The sequence below is a fragment of the Enterobacter cloacae complex sp. XAL002 genome (assembly GCF_049236805.1).
In the GTDB taxonomy this organism is placed as follows: Bacteria; Pseudomonadota; Gammaproteobacteria; order Enterobacterales; family Enterobacteriaceae; genus Enterobacter; species Enterobacter intestinihominis.
Map to the genome: position 1 here is coordinate 130,631 of NZ_JBMKJN010000013.1, position 15,843 is coordinate 146,473.

The 15,843-nt window shown below is 59.0% G+C and carries 15 protein-coding genes and 1 pseudogene; 6 read left to right on the forward strand and 10 right to left on the reverse strand.

Going from position 1 to position 15,843, the window contains the following annotated elements; translation table 11 throughout:
- Window positions 1-39 precede the first annotated feature (39 nt).
- The 4 genes from ridA to ACOT0L_RS14515 all read right to left on the reverse strand — a co-directional run bounded on the left by ridA (window position 40) and on the right by ACOT0L_RS14515 (window position 2,045).
- On the reverse strand, window positions 40-426 hold the full coding sequence (ridA, locus tag ACOT0L_RS14500) for a 2-iminobutanoate/2-iminopropanoate deaminase (protein WP_003863373.1): 387 nt from the start codon (window positions 424-426) through the stop codon (window positions 40-42).
- A gap of 73 nt (window positions 427-499) precedes the next feature.
- Complete coding sequence (gene pyrI, locus ACOT0L_RS14505; RefSeq protein ID WP_003863370.1) at window positions 500-961, reverse strand: aspartate carbamoyltransferase regulatory subunit; 462 nt, start codon at window positions 959-961, stop codon at window positions 500-502.
- Between the two features lie 12 nt (window positions 962-973).
- The gene (gene pyrB / locus ACOT0L_RS14510; RefSeq protein ID WP_003863368.1) at window positions 974-1,906 is read right to left on the reverse strand and encodes an aspartate carbamoyltransferase; all 933 of its coding nucleotides are present in this window, start codon (window positions 1,904-1,906) and stop codon (window positions 974-976) included.
- A 34-nt stretch (window positions 1,907-1,940) separates the two neighbouring features.
- Complete coding sequence (locus tag ACOT0L_RS14515; protein WP_022646880.1) at window positions 1,941-2,045, reverse strand: pyrBI operon leader peptide; 105 nt, start codon at window positions 2,043-2,045, stop codon at window positions 1,941-1,943.
- Here ACOT0L_RS14515 and ACOT0L_RS14520 point away from each other — a divergent pair.
- A pseudogene (locus tag ACOT0L_RS14520) lies at window positions 2,025-2,142 on the forward strand (hypothetical protein). The gene ACOT0L_RS14515 and the pseudogene ACOT0L_RS14520 overlap by 21 nt on opposite strands.
- Window positions 2,143-2,145: 3 nt before the next feature.
- On the opposite strand, the gene ACOT0L_RS14525 reads toward ACOT0L_RS14520, so the two are convergent.
- From ACOT0L_RS14525 to arcA, 5 genes are all read right to left on the reverse strand, one after another.
- The gene (locus tag ACOT0L_RS14525; RefSeq protein WP_003863366.1) at window positions 2,146-2,625 is read right to left on the reverse strand and encodes an arginine repressor; all 480 of its coding nucleotides are present in this window, start codon (window positions 2,623-2,625) and stop codon (window positions 2,146-2,148) included.
- A gap of 80 nt (window positions 2,626-2,705) precedes the next feature.
- The gene (locus tag ACOT0L_RS14530) at window positions 2,706-4,109 is read right to left on the reverse strand and encodes a YfcC family protein (RefSeq protein WP_003863365.1); all 1,404 of its coding nucleotides are present in this window, start codon (window positions 4,107-4,109) and stop codon (window positions 2,706-2,708) included.
- A 46-nt stretch (window positions 4,110-4,155) separates the two neighbouring features.
- Entirely contained in the window at window positions 4,156-5,160 is a 1,005-nt protein-coding gene (gene argF, locus ACOT0L_RS14535; protein ID WP_003863360.1) for an ornithine carbamoyltransferase, read from the reverse strand.
- Between the two features lie 129 nt (window positions 5,161-5,289).
- A complete protein-coding gene (gene arcC / locus ACOT0L_RS14540; protein WP_126503196.1) occupies window positions 5,290-6,201 on the reverse strand; it encodes a carbamate kinase in 912 nt (303 codons plus the stop codon).
- Window positions 6,202-6,211: 10 nt separating this feature from the next.
- The gene (arcA, locus tag ACOT0L_RS14545) at window positions 6,212-7,432 is read right to left on the reverse strand and encodes an arginine deiminase (protein WP_126503194.1); all 1,221 of its coding nucleotides are present in this window, start codon (window positions 7,430-7,432) and stop codon (window positions 6,212-6,214) included.
- A 675-nt stretch (window positions 7,433-8,107) separates the two neighbouring features.
- On the opposite strand from arcA, the gene ACOT0L_RS14550 reads away from it, so the two are divergent.
- The 5 genes from ACOT0L_RS14550 to ACOT0L_RS14570 all read left to right on the forward strand — a co-directional run bounded on the left by ACOT0L_RS14550 (window position 8,108) and on the right by ACOT0L_RS14570 (window position 14,918).
- The gene (locus tag ACOT0L_RS14550; protein ID WP_126503192.1) at window positions 8,108-8,560 is read left to right on the forward strand and encodes a YhcH/YjgK/YiaL family protein; all 453 of its coding nucleotides are present in this window, start codon (window positions 8,108-8,110) and stop codon (window positions 8,558-8,560) included.
- Window positions 8,561-8,796: 236 nt separating this feature from the next.
- Window positions 8,797-9,705, forward strand: a complete 909-nt coding sequence (gene yagE / locus ACOT0L_RS14555; RefSeq protein WP_126503190.1) for a 2-keto-3-deoxygluconate aldolase — start codon at window positions 8,797-8,799, stop codon at window positions 9,703-9,705.
- A gap of 14 nt (window positions 9,706-9,719) precedes the next feature.
- Window positions 9,720-11,687, forward strand: coding sequence for a xylonate dehydratase YagF (yagF, locus tag ACOT0L_RS14560; protein WP_126503188.1), 1,968 nt, complete (start codon window positions 9,720-9,722; stop codon window positions 11,685-11,687).
- Between the two features lie 226 nt (window positions 11,688-11,913).
- Window positions 11,914-13,296, forward strand: a complete 1,383-nt coding sequence (locus ACOT0L_RS14565) for an MFS transporter (protein WP_126503186.1) — start codon at window positions 11,914-11,916, stop codon at window positions 13,294-13,296.
- An 11-nt stretch (window positions 13,297-13,307) separates the two neighbouring features.
- Window positions 13,308-14,918 carry a glycoside hydrolase family 43 protein gene (locus ACOT0L_RS14570; RefSeq protein WP_063146627.1) on the forward strand — a complete coding sequence of 537 codons (1,611 nt, stop codon included), beginning with the start codon at window positions 13,308-13,310 and terminating at the stop codon, window positions 14,916-14,918.
- Here ACOT0L_RS14570 and xynR read toward each other — a convergent pair.
- Window positions 14,903-15,664 carry a DNA-binding transcriptional repressor XynR gene (gene xynR / locus ACOT0L_RS14575; protein WP_063146657.1) on the reverse strand — a complete coding sequence of 254 codons (762 nt, stop codon included), beginning with the start codon at window positions 15,662-15,664 and terminating at the stop codon, window positions 14,903-14,905. The two genes, ACOT0L_RS14570 and xynR, sit on opposite strands and share 16 nt — an antisense overlap.
- Window positions 15,665-15,843: the final 179 nt, after the last annotated feature.

The window sequence follows — 15,843 nt, forward strand, 5'->3', positions numbered from 1 at the left end:
AAAAGGACAGCTAAGCTGCCCTTTCTTAATTGAATTGAATTAGCGACGTACGGCAATCGCTTCAATTTCAATTTTCACGTCTTTTGGCAGACGCGCCACTTCCACGCAAGAGCGAGCCGGGAAGGTCGCGTTGTGCTCGGTGAAGAACGCTTCGTAAGTGGCGTTAACGGTCGCGAAATCATTCAGATCTTTCACGAACACAGTGGTTTTGACGATATCGCCCACTTTCAGACCGGCAGATTCCACGATCGCCTGCACGTTTTCCAGCGACTGACGCGCCTGCGCCGCTACGTCGGCTGGCACTTCACCGGTTTTTGGGTTCACCGGGATCTGACCAGAAGTGATGATCATGCTGCCCAGATCAACGCCCTGAACGTATGGGCCGATAGCCGCTGGTGCATTTTCCGTCGCGAGTACTTTGCTCATTTTTTCTCCAGAATTACAGCGTTAAGAATGTTCCCGGCCATTATAACAGCCGGGATTTCATTACCAACCTCAATTAGTTGGCCAGCACCACATAATGAGAAAACTCTTTTTCGCAGTATTTGCATTTGAGTGCGATGTCATTGGCGCGTTTTTTCACTGCGAAACTGGAGGAAACCGGCTCAGCATGACTGATGCAGTTGCTGTTCGGGCAGACCAGCACGCTTTCGATGCGATCCGGCAGGCTTGGGCGGGATTTGCCCACCACGTCGTAATCGTCGATGCGGTTAACCGTGGCGTCCGGCGCGTACAGCGACAGCTGGTTAACCTGCTCGTCGGTCAGGAAGGTGTTCTCGATTTTGATCAGGTCTTTACGGCCCATTTCACCCGACGGCAGGTTCAGGCCGATGGTGATGCGCTGGTCGGTTTCGGTCAGTTTGAACAGCGTCAGCAGCTTAAAGCCCACCTGCGCAGGGATGTGGTCAATCACGGTGCCACGCTTGATGGCTTCAACCTGGAGTTTGTTATCGTGTGTCATGGTCGTCTCCCCTTACAGAGCTAATTCGCGATTCAGAACCAGTGCCAGTAACGCCTGGCGAGCGAAGATGCCGTTTCCGGCCTGCTGGAAGTACCAGGCGTGCGGCGTTTTGTCCACGTCTGTGGTGATCTCATCGATGCGCGGCAGCGGGTGCAGCACCTTCATATTGTCACGCGCGCCTTCAAGGTCGCTGGCGCGCAGCACGAACTGCGCCTTCACGTTGGCGTACTCGGACGGATCCAGACGCTCTTTCTGCACGCGGGTCATGTAGAGAATATCCACGTTGCCCATCACCTCTTCGATACTGGCGTGCAGGCTCCACGCGATGCCTTTCTCGTCCAGCATGTCGAGAATGTACTGCGGCATCGCCAGCGCGTCCGGCGCGATAAAGAAGAAGCGGTTGCCGTTAAATTTCGCCAGCGCCTGGGTCAGGGAGTGGACGGTGCGGCCATATTTCAGGTCGCCGACCATGGCGATGTTCAGGTTCTCAAGCGTGCCCTGCGTCTCCTGAATGGTGAACAGATCCAGCAGGGTCTGCGTCGGATGCTGGTTGGCGCCGTCACCGGCGTTCAGTACCGGAATGCCGCCGGAAAACTCGGTCGCCAGACGCGCCGCGCCCTCCTGCGGGTGGCGCATCACAATCGCGTCAACGTAGGTACTGATAACCGAAATGGTATCCGCCAGGGTCTCGCCTTTTTTGCCCAGCGACGTGTTGCTGCTGTCCGAGAAGCCCACCACGCTCGCGCCCAGACGGTGCATGGAGGTTTCGAAGGAGAGGCGGGTGCGGGTCGAGGCTTCGAAGAAGCAGCTTGCAATCACCTTGTGCTTCAACAGCTCCGGTTGCGGATTGGCCTTCAGTTTTGCCGCGGTTTCCAGAACCAGTTCCAGCTCTTCGCGGCTGAGGTCGTTTATGGAAATGATGTGTTTTTGATAAAGCGGATTCATGTTTATCTCCTGACGCCGGGCAAAAAAAAGCCCCTCAAATGAGGGGCTCTGGGAATAGGTTTAGCAACGGGAAGAAAAACGGCAGGCCAGCGTCTGATTTCAGACGCGGTAAGACGTTATGTCGTACACGCTTGACCATGCTTCCTCCCGGCAAATTGTCGGGCATTATACGCAGCTCGCTTTTGGGATCAAGCGATTTAATGCACGCTTTACTCAATGCAAACGGTTCTTTGTGAATATTAATGCGTTCTGAGTAAATAATTAATTTGCTTATGCACCAGCGCGGTGCGCTTCACTACGCGGGGCGCGACCCAGACAATACTGCTCCCGGCCACTACACCTAAAATTTCCGGTAACTGGTGATAATCCAGAATACGCGCCACCGCGCGGCCATATCCGGCGACGGTATGGATAAGGATAAATTCGCTGTTGTGCTCCACGCTCACCACCATTTCAGAGACCGTACGCGCCGCGTCGGGGGCCGGGCGAAGCTGGGGATTCAGCGAATAAATCTTTAGCCCTTTGGCATTGCGAATTTTTATGACACCAAGCAACTTGAGCAGACGTGAAACGGTGGACTGGCTGATGGTCTCAAAACCACGCTCCTGTAAGTCGCGGCGGATCTCTTCCTGGGAGAGATAGCTCTTTTCCGCGATCAGACGCTGGCAGACCGTTAGCTGTAGTTGCTCTTTGGGAGAGTACTCTTCGTAATCCATCATAGTTCCCATATCAGTTCCCGAAATAACCGGTGGCACCGCACCGATCCGTAGGCCGGATAAGCGCAGCGCCATCCGGCAAATCACAACAAAGCGCCCAGGCTTAACGCCACCATAATCACCACCGTTAAAATCCCCAGCAGCGGCGCGACCCATTTCAGATAACGCACGTAGGGCACGCGGGCGATAGCCAGCCCGCCCATCACGACGGCAGAGGTGGGAGTGATCAGGTTGACGATGCCGGACGCCGACTGGTAAGCCGTAACCACCAGGTCGCGGTTGACGTTAGCGAAATCGGCAAGGGGCGCCATGATCGGCATCGTCAGAACGGCCAGGCCGGACGAAGAAGGCACAAGAAACGACAGCACCACTTCCAGCCAGTACATCACGTTGATGAACGCCACCGTCGACAATCCGGTGACCATTCCCTCGGCGCTGTGCAAAATGGTGTGGGTAATCATGCCCTTATCCATGATCACTACGATACCGCGCGCGATGCCGATTATCAGCGCGACGCCCAGCAAATCTCGCGCGCCGTTGATAAAGGTTGAGGTCAGCTCCTCTTCGCTCATGCGGGCGATCAGCCCGACAATAATGGCACTGGCGAGGAACACCGCCGAAATCTCCGCCATCCACCAGCCCAGCACCGCCACGCCGTAGATCATCACCGCGAAGGCGAGGGCGAAGATCACCAGGATGAGTTTGCGCACCGGGGTAAATTCCAGCGACTGCTCGCCCTTGTTACCGAGAAAGTGGGCGCGATTTTCTTCCTGCTTATCCGCCACGATCGACAGCGACGGATCTTTGCGCACCTTGCGGGCGTAGCGCATTACCCACGCCACGCAGATGATCCAGCCGATCACCAGCAGCGCGATGCGTAGCATGATGCCGTTGGTGAAGGGGATCCCGGCGGCGTTGGCGGCGATCACCGTGGCGAACGGGTTGATGGTGGATCCGAGCGTGCCGATCCCCGCGCCGAGCAGCACGGTAGAAGCCGCAACCACCGGATCGAACCGCGCTGCCAGCATCACCGGCACAAGTAAGGTATAGAAGGGTAGCGACTCTTCGGCCATGCCGTAAATCGTGCCGCCGGCGGCAAACAGCGCCATCAGGATCGGGATCATCCACTCTTCGCGGCCGCGCAGTCGGGTGGTGACGCGCTCGATCCCGGCGTCTATCGCCCCGGTTTTAGTGACGATCCCGAGGAACCCCCCGATGATCAGAATAAACAGCGCCACGTCGATCGCCCCGGCCTGGCCGGACTCCGGATCGTACAGCCCGGCAATCGGCGCCATCAGCACGGAGACGAGCCCCTGCGGGTGCGCTGCCACGTGCGCGTAAGTGCCAGCAACCGGCACTTCTTTGCCGAGCGCCTCGTTCATCGCCATATGGTACTGCCCGGCCGGAACAATCCACGTCAGCACGGCAACCACGGCAATCAGAAAAAAGAGAATGGTATAAGCGGAGGGAAATTTGAACTTGCCCATGATGTTCTCCTGAACCCGGCGCACCCCGCGGCGCGCCGGGCGGTGATTAGTCGCCGAGTGTCGCCACCATGACCGCTTTAATGGTGTGCATGCGGTTCTCTGCTTCGTCGAAGACGATGGAGTTCGGGGATTCAAAGACCTCTTCCGTCACCTCCAGCCCCTTCAGGCCGTACGCCATCTCGATTTCGCGGCCCACTTTGGTATGTTCGTTGTGGAACGCCGGCAGGCAGTGCATGAACTTGACGTTCGGATTACCGGTGGCCTTCATCACGTCCGCATTAATCTGATACGGCTTCATCAGGCTAACGCGCTCGGCCCACGCCTCCTTCGGCTCGCCCATGGAAACCCACACGTCGGTGTAGAGGAAATCGGTGCCCTGCACGCCTTCTTCCACATCGTCGGTGAGGGTGATGCGCGCGCCGGTCTCTTTGGCGATGGCGCGGCACTGTTCAACCAGCCCGGCCTCCGGCCAGAAGGATTTCGGCGCCACAAGGCGGATATCCATCCCCATTTTGGCCGCGCCGACCATCAGCGAATTACCCATGTTGTTGCGCGCGTCGCCGAGGTAGGCAAAGCTCAGCTCCGGCAGGGTTTTGCCCGGAGAGTGCTCCAGCATAGTCATCAGGTCGGCAAGGATTTGCGTGGGGTGGAACTCGTCGGTCAGGCCGTTCCACACCGGCACTCCCGCGTATTCGCCCAGCTCCTCAACGATGGCCTGGCCGTAGCCGCGATACTCGATGCCGTCATACATGCGGCCCAGCACGCGCGCGGTGTCCTTCATCGACTCTTTGTGGCCAATCTGCGAGCCGCTTGGGCCGAGGTAGGTGACCTGCGCGCCCTGGTCGAACGCGCCCACTTCAAAGGCGCAGCGGGTGCGGGTGGAGGTTTTTTCAAAGATCAGGGCGATGTTTTTCCCGACCAGGGTTTGTTTTTCGCGACCGGCTTTTTTGGCCGCCTTCAGCTCGATGGCGAGGTCGATCAGGTACTGGATCTCCGCCGGGGTGTAGTCCAGCAGTTTCAGGAAGTTGCGGTTTTTCAGGTTGATGGTCATGAGTAAATCCTTTTTAAAATTAATGTCTAAGACCTTACCCCTCACCCCAGCCCTCTCCCCAAAGGGGAGAGGGTGTAATCGTCCCCTCTCCCCTTTGGGGAGAGGGTTAGGGTGAGGGGAAATGGGTGCTCAGTTACGAATCAACGTGCCTTTCTCGCCCGCCAGGATCTCCGCGCCGTCGGCCAGCGCGCCGATCCCGGCAATGCCGTTGCAGGCTTCAACAAACTCGCGGCAGACGGCCACTTTTGGCCCCATCGATCCGGCGTCGAACTGCATGCCTCTGAGCAGTTCCGGCGTGACCTGCGCCAGCGGGCGCTGGGTCGGCTTGCCCCAGTCGAGGTACACTGCGTCGGCATCGGTGAGGATCAGCAGGGCATCGGCCTCGATCTGCCGCGCCAGCAGAGCGGCGGAGAGGTCTTTGTCGATCACCGCCTCAATGCCGCGATAACCGTTGGCGTTTTCCACCACCGGCACGCCGCCGCCGCCGTTGCAGATGACCAGGTGGTCGCGCTGAATAAGCGCCGTAATGGCGTCGCTCTCCACGATGCGCTTCGGCTGCGGAGAGGGCACCACGCGGCGGAAATAGGCCCCGTCGACCTTGAACACCCAGCCTTTTTCCGCGGCCAGCGCTTTCGCCTGGGCTTCGCTGTAGACCGGGCCGATGTACTTGGTCGGGTTGCTGAACGCCGGGTCGGCGGCGTCCACTTCCACCTGCGTGAGCAGGACGCTCACCTCGCGCTGGGGCAGATTGTTTTTCAGCGCCTGCTGGAGCATGTAGCCGATCATTCCCTGGCTTTCGGCGCCAAGAACGTCCAGCGGGTAGGGGGTGACTTTGTCGTAGGCGCTGTTTTGCAGCGCCAGCAGCCCGACCTGCGGGCCGTTGCCGTGCACCAGCACCACGCGCCATTGCTCCGTTAAGCCTGCGATGGTGCGGGCGGCCTGCTCGATGTTCTGACGCTGGATGTCCGCTTCCAGCGGCTCGCCGCGCTTGAGCAGCGCGTTGCCGCCCAGGGCCACAACCAGAGTGGGTTTTCGTTCCATGATGGCTCCTTTAAATTCCGTCGCGTTCCAGGGGGCAGCTCATGCAGCGCGCGCCGCCGCGACCGCGCCCCAGCTCGTCGCCCGGGATCGGCAGCACGGTGATGCCCGCCTTGTCGTATTTCTCGTTGGTCCAGACGTTGCGCTCGTAGCCGATCACCACGCCCGGACGGATGGTCAGGACGTTGTTGGCGTCGTTCCACTGCTCGCGTTCGGCTTCAAAGGCATCGCCGCCGGTGGTGATCAGGCGCACCTGGTTAATGCCGAGGGCTTTTTCGATGGCGTGCAGCAGGTCGGTTTCCTGGGTACGCAGCAGGCCGCCGCGTCCGTCCGGGGTGAGTGTCCAGCACTGGGCGTCCTTGCGCACCACTTCCGGGTAAACGGAGAAGGTGTCCACGTCGATGTGGGTCATCACGGTGTCGAGGTGCATGCAGGAGCGATGTTTCGGCAGCTCAACGGCGATCACGCGCTCGGCCTGACGATGTTTAAACAGGCTGTTAGCGAGGAACTCCACGCCCTGCGGGGTGGTGCGTTCGGACATGCCGATCAATACCGCCCCGCGACCAATCACTAATACGTCGCCGCCTTCTAAAGTGGCGTGGTCGTAATTAATATTCTCGTCGCCGAAATACTTAATAAACTCGCCGTCGGCAAATGCGGGATGCCAGCGATATATTGCGCGAAGATTATTGGTTTCGCGCTGACGGGCCGGTTTCGCCATCGGATTAATGGACACGCCGTTATAAATCCAGCAGGAGGTATCGCGGGTAAATAAGTGGTTCGGCAGCGGTTTCATAATAAAATCATTCGCCGAGTGGGTATCGACCACCATATTTTTAATAGCCGCCGGAATTTCACCGTAGGTTAATCCGCCGCTTAATCGGCGCGCCAGTTCGCGGTGCGGCATATCCGCCAGCCAGCCGCGGACGTCGCCGGCAAAGGCTGGGCCGAGGCGGTAGTCGGAGATTTGTGTTTCAAGAAGCCAGGCTTTTGCTTCGGCAATATCAAGCGTTTGCGTAAGAAGGTCGGTCAATAGCAGGACTTCCACACCCTGCTCGCGCAGCGTGTTTGCGAAGATATCATGCTCCTCTCCCGCCCGCTCAACCGAGAGCACGTCATCAAATAACAGCTCCTGACAATTCGATGGCGTTAAACGTTTAAGACTTAAATTAGGACGATGCAGCATAACGCTACGCAATTGACCAATTTCAGAACCGACGTAATGCTTTTCCATAATTATTCCTTTAACTTTTTTTCAGAATAAAAAGGGCATGCGCCATGTGATGTGTTTAATTTCATGGCGGCTAAGCTCAATTGATTTCGTGATTCATAGTAGGCGCTTAAATAATGGTTATTGTGACGCTGCTCACGCGAAAACCGATATTGAGCAGTTTATTTTCAATTGCATGATTCGTATCAGATAATGATTAATTTCATATTATTACGGGATGAATAGCTAAGCAGGAACGGGTGGCAATATTTGAGGTTGTTATTGTTTTGTAGAATTACATGCTTTGAAATATTTAGTTATGCTGTTGATTTCAATGAATAAAATTTTGCCTCGAGAATAGCTATGCAATAATGACAGTTAACTATTTTTCACTTAAGAGAAATCGATAAATAATTATGGATTTTTAAAGGAAATAACCGAAGTGATAAAGTGTGATGCAACAACAGGTTTTGTGAGTTACGTTTTAAATTCAGCGAGTTAGATAAGTTGCGTAAAGCTTAGGAAATGAGGTTATGCATAACGACTGCATAAATGCCTTTATGTAATTAACAGTGAATTAACACATTTTCCGATAAACATGCGCTGGCGCAAATCTTGTCTAAAAAGGGCTGGTATGGGAGAGGCGATTCTCGTATAAAAGATTAAAATGAAACAATGTTTTAATTTGAGGGTTGTATCATGATTATTGGCAATATTCATCATCTCCAGTCCTGGCTACCAGAAGAGCTGCGCCAGGCCATTGAGCACGTTAAGACCCACGTCACCGACGCGACGCCGACCGGCAAGCACGACATCAGCGGCAACAGCCTGTTTTATCTGGTATCGGAGGACATGACCCAGCCGTTCGCTGAGCGTCGCGCTGAATACCATGCACGCTACCTGGATATTCAGATTGTGCTGAAGGGGCAGGAAGGGATGACCTTCAGCACCCTGCCGCACGGCACGCCGGACACCGACTGGCTGGCGGACAAAGACATCGCGTTCCTGCCGGAAGGCGAGCAGGAGAAAACCGTGGTGCTGAGCGAAGGGGATTTTGTGGTGTTCTGGCCGGGCGAAGTGCATAAGCCGCTGTGCGCGGCGGGAGCGCCGGCGCAGGTGCGTAAGGTTGTGGTGAAGATGCTGGTAGAGTAACCCCTCACCCCGGCCCTCTCCCAAGGGGAGAGGGTGTAAAAGTTCCCTCTCCCCTTGGGAGAGGGTTAGGGTGAGGGAACCAGACCGCACCCACGCATAATGTGATCCAGCTTAAACTTCCCGCACTCCCTCCTCATCTCCCATTTACCTGTGCTTTTTCTCCGTCATAGTATGATCGTTAAATTAATGAACGCTGTTCTATAATGTAGAACAAAATGATTCAGAAAGGAGATCACATGCCGCAGTCCGCGTTGTTCACGGGTATCATTCCCCCTGTCTCCACCATTTTTACCGCCGATGGCCAGCTTGATAAGCCGGGCACCGCCGCGCTGATCGACGATCTGATCGCTGCGGGCGTCGACGGCCTGTTCTTCCTGGGCAGCGGCGGCGAGTTCTCCCAGCTCAGCGCCGAAGAGCGTAAATCCATTGCCCGGTTTGCGATCGATCATGTCGATCGTCGTGTGCCGGTCCTGATCGGCACCGGCGGCACCAACGCCCGGGAAACCATTGAGCTGAGCCAGCACGCGCAGCTGGCGGGCGCGGACGGCATCGTGGTGATCAACCCTTACTACTGGAAAGTGTCGGAAGCGAACCTGCTCCGCTATTTCGAACAGGTGGCCGACAGCGTCACGCTGCCGGTGATGCTCTATAACTTCCCGGCGCTGACCGGGCAGGATCTGACCCCGGCGCTGGTGAAAACCCTCGCCGACTCGCGCAGTAACATCGTCGGCATCAAAGACACCATCGACTCCGTCGCCCACCTGCGCAGCATGATCCACACCGTTAAAGCGGCCCATCCACACTTTACCGTGCTCTGCGGCTACGACGATCATCTGTTTAATACCCTGCTGCTCGGCGGTGACGGGGCGATCTCGGCCAGCGGTAACTTTGCTCCGCAGGTGTCGGTAAATCTTCTGAAAGCCTGGCGGGATAAAGACGTGGCGAAAGCGGCTGAGTATCATCAGACCCTGCTGCAAATCCCGCAGATGTATCAGCTGGATACGCCGTTTGTGAACGTCATTAAAGAGGCGATCGTGCTCTGCGGTCGTCCAATTTCTACGCACGTCCTGCCACCAGCCTCGCCGCTGGACGAGCCGCGTAAGGCGCAGCTGAAAAACCTGCTACAACAGCTCAAGCTCTGCTGAGCCGGACGATAACGATGACCATTGAGAAAATTTTCACCCCACAGGACGACGCGTTTTATGCGGTGATCACCCACGCGGTGGGTCCGCAGGGCGCGCTGCCGCTGACTCCGCAGATGCTGATGGAATCCCCCAGCGGCAACCTGTTCGGCATGACGCAGAACGCCGGGATGGGCTGGGACGCCAACAAGCTCACCGGCAAAGAGGTGCTGATTATCGGTACTCAGGGCGGCATCCGCGCCGGAGACGGACGCCCGGTTGCGCTGGGCTACCACACCGGACACTGGGAAATCGGCATGCAGATGCAGGCGGCGGCGAAGGAGATCACACGCAACGGGGGGATCCCGTTCGCGGCCTTCGTCAGCGATCCGTGTGACGGGCGCTCGCAGGGCACGCACGGCATGTTCGACTCCCTGCCGTATCGTAACGACGCGGCGATCGTGTTTCGTCGTCTTATCCGCTCTCTTCCGACGCGGCGGGCGGTGATCGGCGTGGCAACCTGCGATAAAGGGCTGCCCGCCACCATGATTGCGCTGGCCGCGATGCACGACCTGCCGACCATTCTGGTGCCAGGCGGAGCGACGCTGCCGCCGACCGTGGGGGAAGATGCGGGCAAGGTGCAGACCATCGGCGCGCGCTTCGCCAACCATGAACTCTCCTTGCAGGAGGCCGCCGAGCTGGGCTGTCGCGCCTGCGCGTCGCCGGGCGGCGGGTGTCAGTTCCTCGGCACGGCGGGCACCTCGCAGGTGGTCGCGGAAGCGCTGGGTCTGGCGCTGCCGCACTCCGCGCTGGCCCCGTCCGGACAGGCGGTGTGGCTGGAGATCGCCCGCCAGTCGGCGCGGGCGGTGAGCGAGCTGGATAACCGCGGCATCACCACGCGCGATATCCTTACCGATAAAGCCATCGAAAACGCGATGGTGATCCACGCGGCGTTCGGCGGCTCCACCAATTTACTGCTGCACATTCCGGCCATCGCACACGCGGCGGGCTGCACGATCCCGGACGTTGAACACTGGACGCGCGTCAACCGCAGGGTGCCGCGCCTGGTGAGCGTGCTGCCCAACGGCCCGGACTATCACCCGACCGTGCGCGCCTTCCTCGCGGGCGGTGTGCCGGAGGTGATGCTTCACCTGCGCGATCTCGGCCTGCTGCACCTGGATGCCATGACCGTTACTGGCCAGACGGTCGGCGAGAACCTCGACTGGTGGCTGGCGTCCGAGCGCCGGGCGCGCTTCCGCCAGTGCCTGCGCGAGCAGGACGGCGTGGAGCCGGATGACGTGATCCTGCCGCCGGAAAAAGCAAAAGCGAAAGGGCTGACCTCGACGGTCTGCTTCCCGACGGGCAACATTGCGCCGGAAGGATCGGTGATCAAGGCCACGGCGATCGACCCGTCGGTCGTCGGTGAAGATGGCGTTTACCGCCACACCGGCCGGGTGCGGGTGTTTGTCTCGGAAGCGCAGGCGATCAGGGCCATCAAGCGGGAAGAGATTGAGCAGGGCGATATCATGGTGGTGATCGGCGGTGGACCGTCCGGCACCGGCATGGAGGAGACCTACCAGCTCACCTCCGCGCTGAAGCACATCTCGTGGGGCAAAACGGTGTCGTTAATCACCGATGCGCGCTTCTCGGGCGTGTCGACGGGCGCCTGTTTCGGCCACGTGTCGCCGGAGGCGCTGGCGGGCGGGCCGATAGGCAAGCTGCGCGATAACGACATCATTGAGATTGCGGTGGACCGCCTGACATTAACAGGCAGCGTAAACTTTATCGGTACCGCGGACAACCCGCTGACGCCGGAAGAGGGCGCGCGCGAGCTGGCACGGCGGCAGGTGCATCCGGACCTGCACGCTCACGGCTTTTTGCCGGACGATACCCGGCTGTGGGCGGCATTACAGTCCGTGAGCGGCGGCACCTGGAAAGGCTGTATTTATGACACCGATAAAATCATTGAGGTAATTAACGCCGGTAAAAAAGCGCTCGGTATTTAATTATTTTGTGAGAGAAAATCGTCTGCGGAAAATAGTCCGCGGGCGGTTTTTACGTGTCTGCAATTTACTAATTTAAACAATAAGTTGCGATATATCGTTGGCGTCACAAAAGCAAAATAACGTAATTCAGAAATAAGATATGACCATTGCTGGTTAATTGAACAGCTCATTACACTCCATTAACACGATGTTGTAATTCAGCACACTACATAAGGGTGTAATTCTGATGACGCAATTAACCATGAAAGACAAAATTGGCTACGGGCTGGGTGACACCGCCTGCGGCTTCGTCTGGCAGGCCACGATGTTCCTGCTGGCCTATTTCTACACCGACGTGTTTGGCCTCTTCGCGGGCATTATGGGGACGCTGTTTTTAGTCTCCCGCGTGCTCGACGCCGTGACCGACCCGCTGATGGGGCTGCTGGTAGACCGCACCCGCACGCGGCATGGCCAGTTTCGCCCGTTCCTGCTGTGGGGCGCCATCCCGTTCGGCATCGTCTGCATGCTGACCTTCTACACGCCGGACTTCTCCGCGCAGGGCAAAATCATCTACGCCTGCGTAACCTATATTCTGCTGACTCTGGTCTACACCTTCGTTAACGTCCCGTACTGCGCCATGCCCGGCGTCATTACCGCCGACCCGAAAGAGCGTCACGCCCTGCAGTCCTGGCGCTTCTTCCTGGCGGCGGCGGGGTCGCTCGCCATCAGCGGCATCGCGCTGCCGCTGGTCAGCATCATTGGCAAAGGCAACGAGCAGGTGGGTTATTTCGGCGCCATGTGCGTGCTGGGCCTGAGCGGCGTGGTGCTGCTCTACGTCTGCTTCTTTACCACCAAAGAGCGCTACACCTTTGAGGTGCAGCCGGGTTCGTCAGTGGCGAAAGACCTTAAGCTGCTGCTGGGCAACAGCCAGTGGCGCATCATGTGTGCCTTCAAGATGATGGCGACCTGCTCCAACGTGGTGCGCGGCGGGGCGACGCTCTACTTTGTGAAATACGTGATGGATCACCCGGAGATGGCGACCCAGTTTTTACTCTACGGCAGCCTCGCCACCATGTTCGGCTCGCTCTGCTCCTCCCGCCTGCTGGGCCGCTTCGACCGCGTTACCGCCTTCAAGTGGATCATCGTCGCTTACTCGCTGATTAGCCTGCTGATTTTCGTCACCCCGGCGGAGCACATCGCGCTGATTTTTGCCCTCAACATTCTGTTCCTGTTCGTCTTTAACACCACCACGCCGCTGCAGTGGCTGATGGCCTCTGACGTGGTGGATTACGAGGAGAGCCGTAGCGGACGCCGCCTCGACGGGCTGGTGTTCTCCACCTACCTGTTCAGCCTGAAGATTGGCCTGGCGATTGGCGGGGCGGTGGTGGGCTGGATCCTGGCGTACGTCAACTACTCCGCCAGCAGCAGCGTGCAGCCGGTCGAGGTGCTGACCACCATCAAAATTCTGTTCTGCGTGGTGCCGGTGGTGCTCTACGCGGGCATGTTCATCATGCTGTCGTTCTACAAGCTCACCGACGCCCGCGTGGAGGCCATCAGCCAGCAGCTGATCAAGCACCGCGCGTCGCAGGGCGAGGCCGTTCCCGACGCTGCGACAGCCGCATCCCATTAACCGGAGGCAACATGGAAATTACTAACCCGATACTCACCGGCTTCAACCCGGACCCGTCCCTGTGCCGTCAGGGCGAGGACTACTACATCGCCACCTCGACCTTCGAGTGGTTCCCGGGCGTGCGCATCTACCACTCCCGCGATCTGAAAAACTGGTCGCTGGTCAGCACCCCGCTGGACCGCGTGTCGATGCTGGACATGAAGGGCAACCCGGACTCCGGCGGCATCTGGGCGCCGTGCCTGAGCTACGCCGACGGCAAATTCTGGCTGCTCTATACCGACGTGAAGATTGTCGACTCGCCGTGGAAAAACGGCCGCAACTTCCTCGTCACCGCGCCGTCCATTGAGGGACCGTGGAGCGAGCCGATCCCGATGGGCAACGGCGGGTTCGATCCGTCCCTGTTCCACGACGACGATGGCCGCAAATACTACCTCTACCGCCCGTGGGGGCCGCGCCACCACAGCAACCCGCACAACACTATCGTGATGCAGGAGTTTGATCCGCAGACCGGCACGCTCTCGCCCGAGCGCAAAACTCTGTTTACCGGCACGCCGCTCTGCTACACCGAAGGGGCGCATCTTTATCGCCACGCGGGATGGTACTACCTGATGGTTGCAGAGGGCGGCACCAGCTACGAGCACGCGGTCGTGGTGCTGCGCGCAAAAACCATCGACGGGCCGTACGAGCTGCACCCGGACGTGACGATGATGACCAGCTGGCACCTGCCGGAGAACCCGCTGCAGAAGAGCGGGCACGGCTCGCTGCTGCAGACCCACACCGGGGAATGGTACATGGCCTACCTCACCAGCCGTCCGCTGCGCCTGCCCGGCGTGCCGCTGCTGGCCTCCGGCGGGCGCGGCTACTGCCCGCTGGGGCGCGAGACCGGCATCGCCCGCATTGCGTGGCGCGACGGCTGGCCGTACGTGGAAGGCGGCAAACACGCGCAGCTGACCGTGCCCGGCCCGCAGGTGGCGGAGCAGCCCGCAGCCGCTCAGGGTAACTGGTGGGATGATTTTGACGGCACCACGCTTGACCCGCAGCTACAGACCCTGCGCATTCCGTTCGACGACACCCTCGGCTCGCTTACCGCCCGCCCGGGCTACTTACGGCTCTACGGCAACGACTCGCTCAACTCGACCTTTACCCAGTCGACCGTGGCGCGCCGCTGGCAGCATTTCACCTTCCGGGCCGAGACGCGGATGCAGTTCTCGCCGGTCCACTTCCAGCAGAGCGCGGGGCTGACCTGCTACTACAACAGCAAAAACTGGAGCTACTGCTTTGTGGACTACGAGGAGGGGCAGGGGAGAACCATCAAGGTGATCCAGCTCGACCACAACGTGCCGTCGTGGCCGCTGCACGAGCAGCCGATTCCGGTGCCGGAACAGGCCGAGAGCGTATGGCTAAGGGTGGACGTGGATACGCTGGTCTACCGCTACAGCTACTCGTTCGACGGCGAGACGTGGTACACCGTGCCGGTGACGTATGAGGCGTGGAAATTGTCGGACGACTACATCGGCGGGCGCGGCTTCTTTACCGGTGCGTTTGTGGGACTGCACTGCGAGGACATCAGCGGCGACGGCTGCCACGCGGACTTCGACTACTTCACCTACGAGCCGGCATAGCCCAGTGCGCGTGAGAGCGCGAGCCCGGCCTGCTGAAGCTCCTCGCGGAAATTAGCCAGCTCGGCGTCGTCCACGCGCGAGGTCAAGGTCGACAGGCTCAGGGCGGCAATCACGCGGGATTCGTGGTTCCACACCGGCACCGCCACGCAGCGCACGCCCTGCTCGTTCTCTTCGCTGTCCAGGGCATAGCCCTGCTCGCGGGTCTGCGCCAGAGCGGCCATTAATGCTTCGCGAGAGGCGAGGGTGGAAGGGGTATAGGTGGTGTACTGATAGCCCTCCAGCAGGGTGTTCAGCTCGGCCTCGCCCAGCCAGGCAATCAACACTTTGCCGATGGCGGTGGCGTGAACCGGCAGGCGGCGGCCGATCCGCGAATAGGCGATGGCGGCCAGCTTGCCTTCAATCTTCTCGATATAGACCCCTTCACGACCGTCCAGGATCCCCAGATGGGTGGTCTGCCCGGTCCGCTGGGACAGCTCCGTCAGCCAGCCTTTCGCCTTCTGGCGAATATCGATCGAGCCCACGACGAAATGACCGCGCTCAACCAGCTTCATGCCGAGGCGATACTTGCCGTTCTCCGGGTTCTGATCGATATAGCCGTGAAGCTGGAGGGTTTTCAGCAGCGAGTGGAGGGTACTCTTGCTCAGCCCCATCAGTTTGCTGATGTCGGTGATCTTAAGCTCGGTGGCCTGCTCGTTGAACAGGTCGAGGATCTGCAACGCACGTTCAACAGACTGAATAATCGGCATAATGCTGGCATGTCCACGCTGGAATGAAGGCGAAAACGTACCTTTTTCGGGGTGAAAAATCAATGAAATGGCGCCGGTGTTCTCCCTCTCCCCGTGGGAGAGGGCCGGGGTGAGGGCATAAGGCCGCATCGTTGCCTGATTCGCCCGGCGGCGCTACGCTTGCACGGGCCTACGGGTTG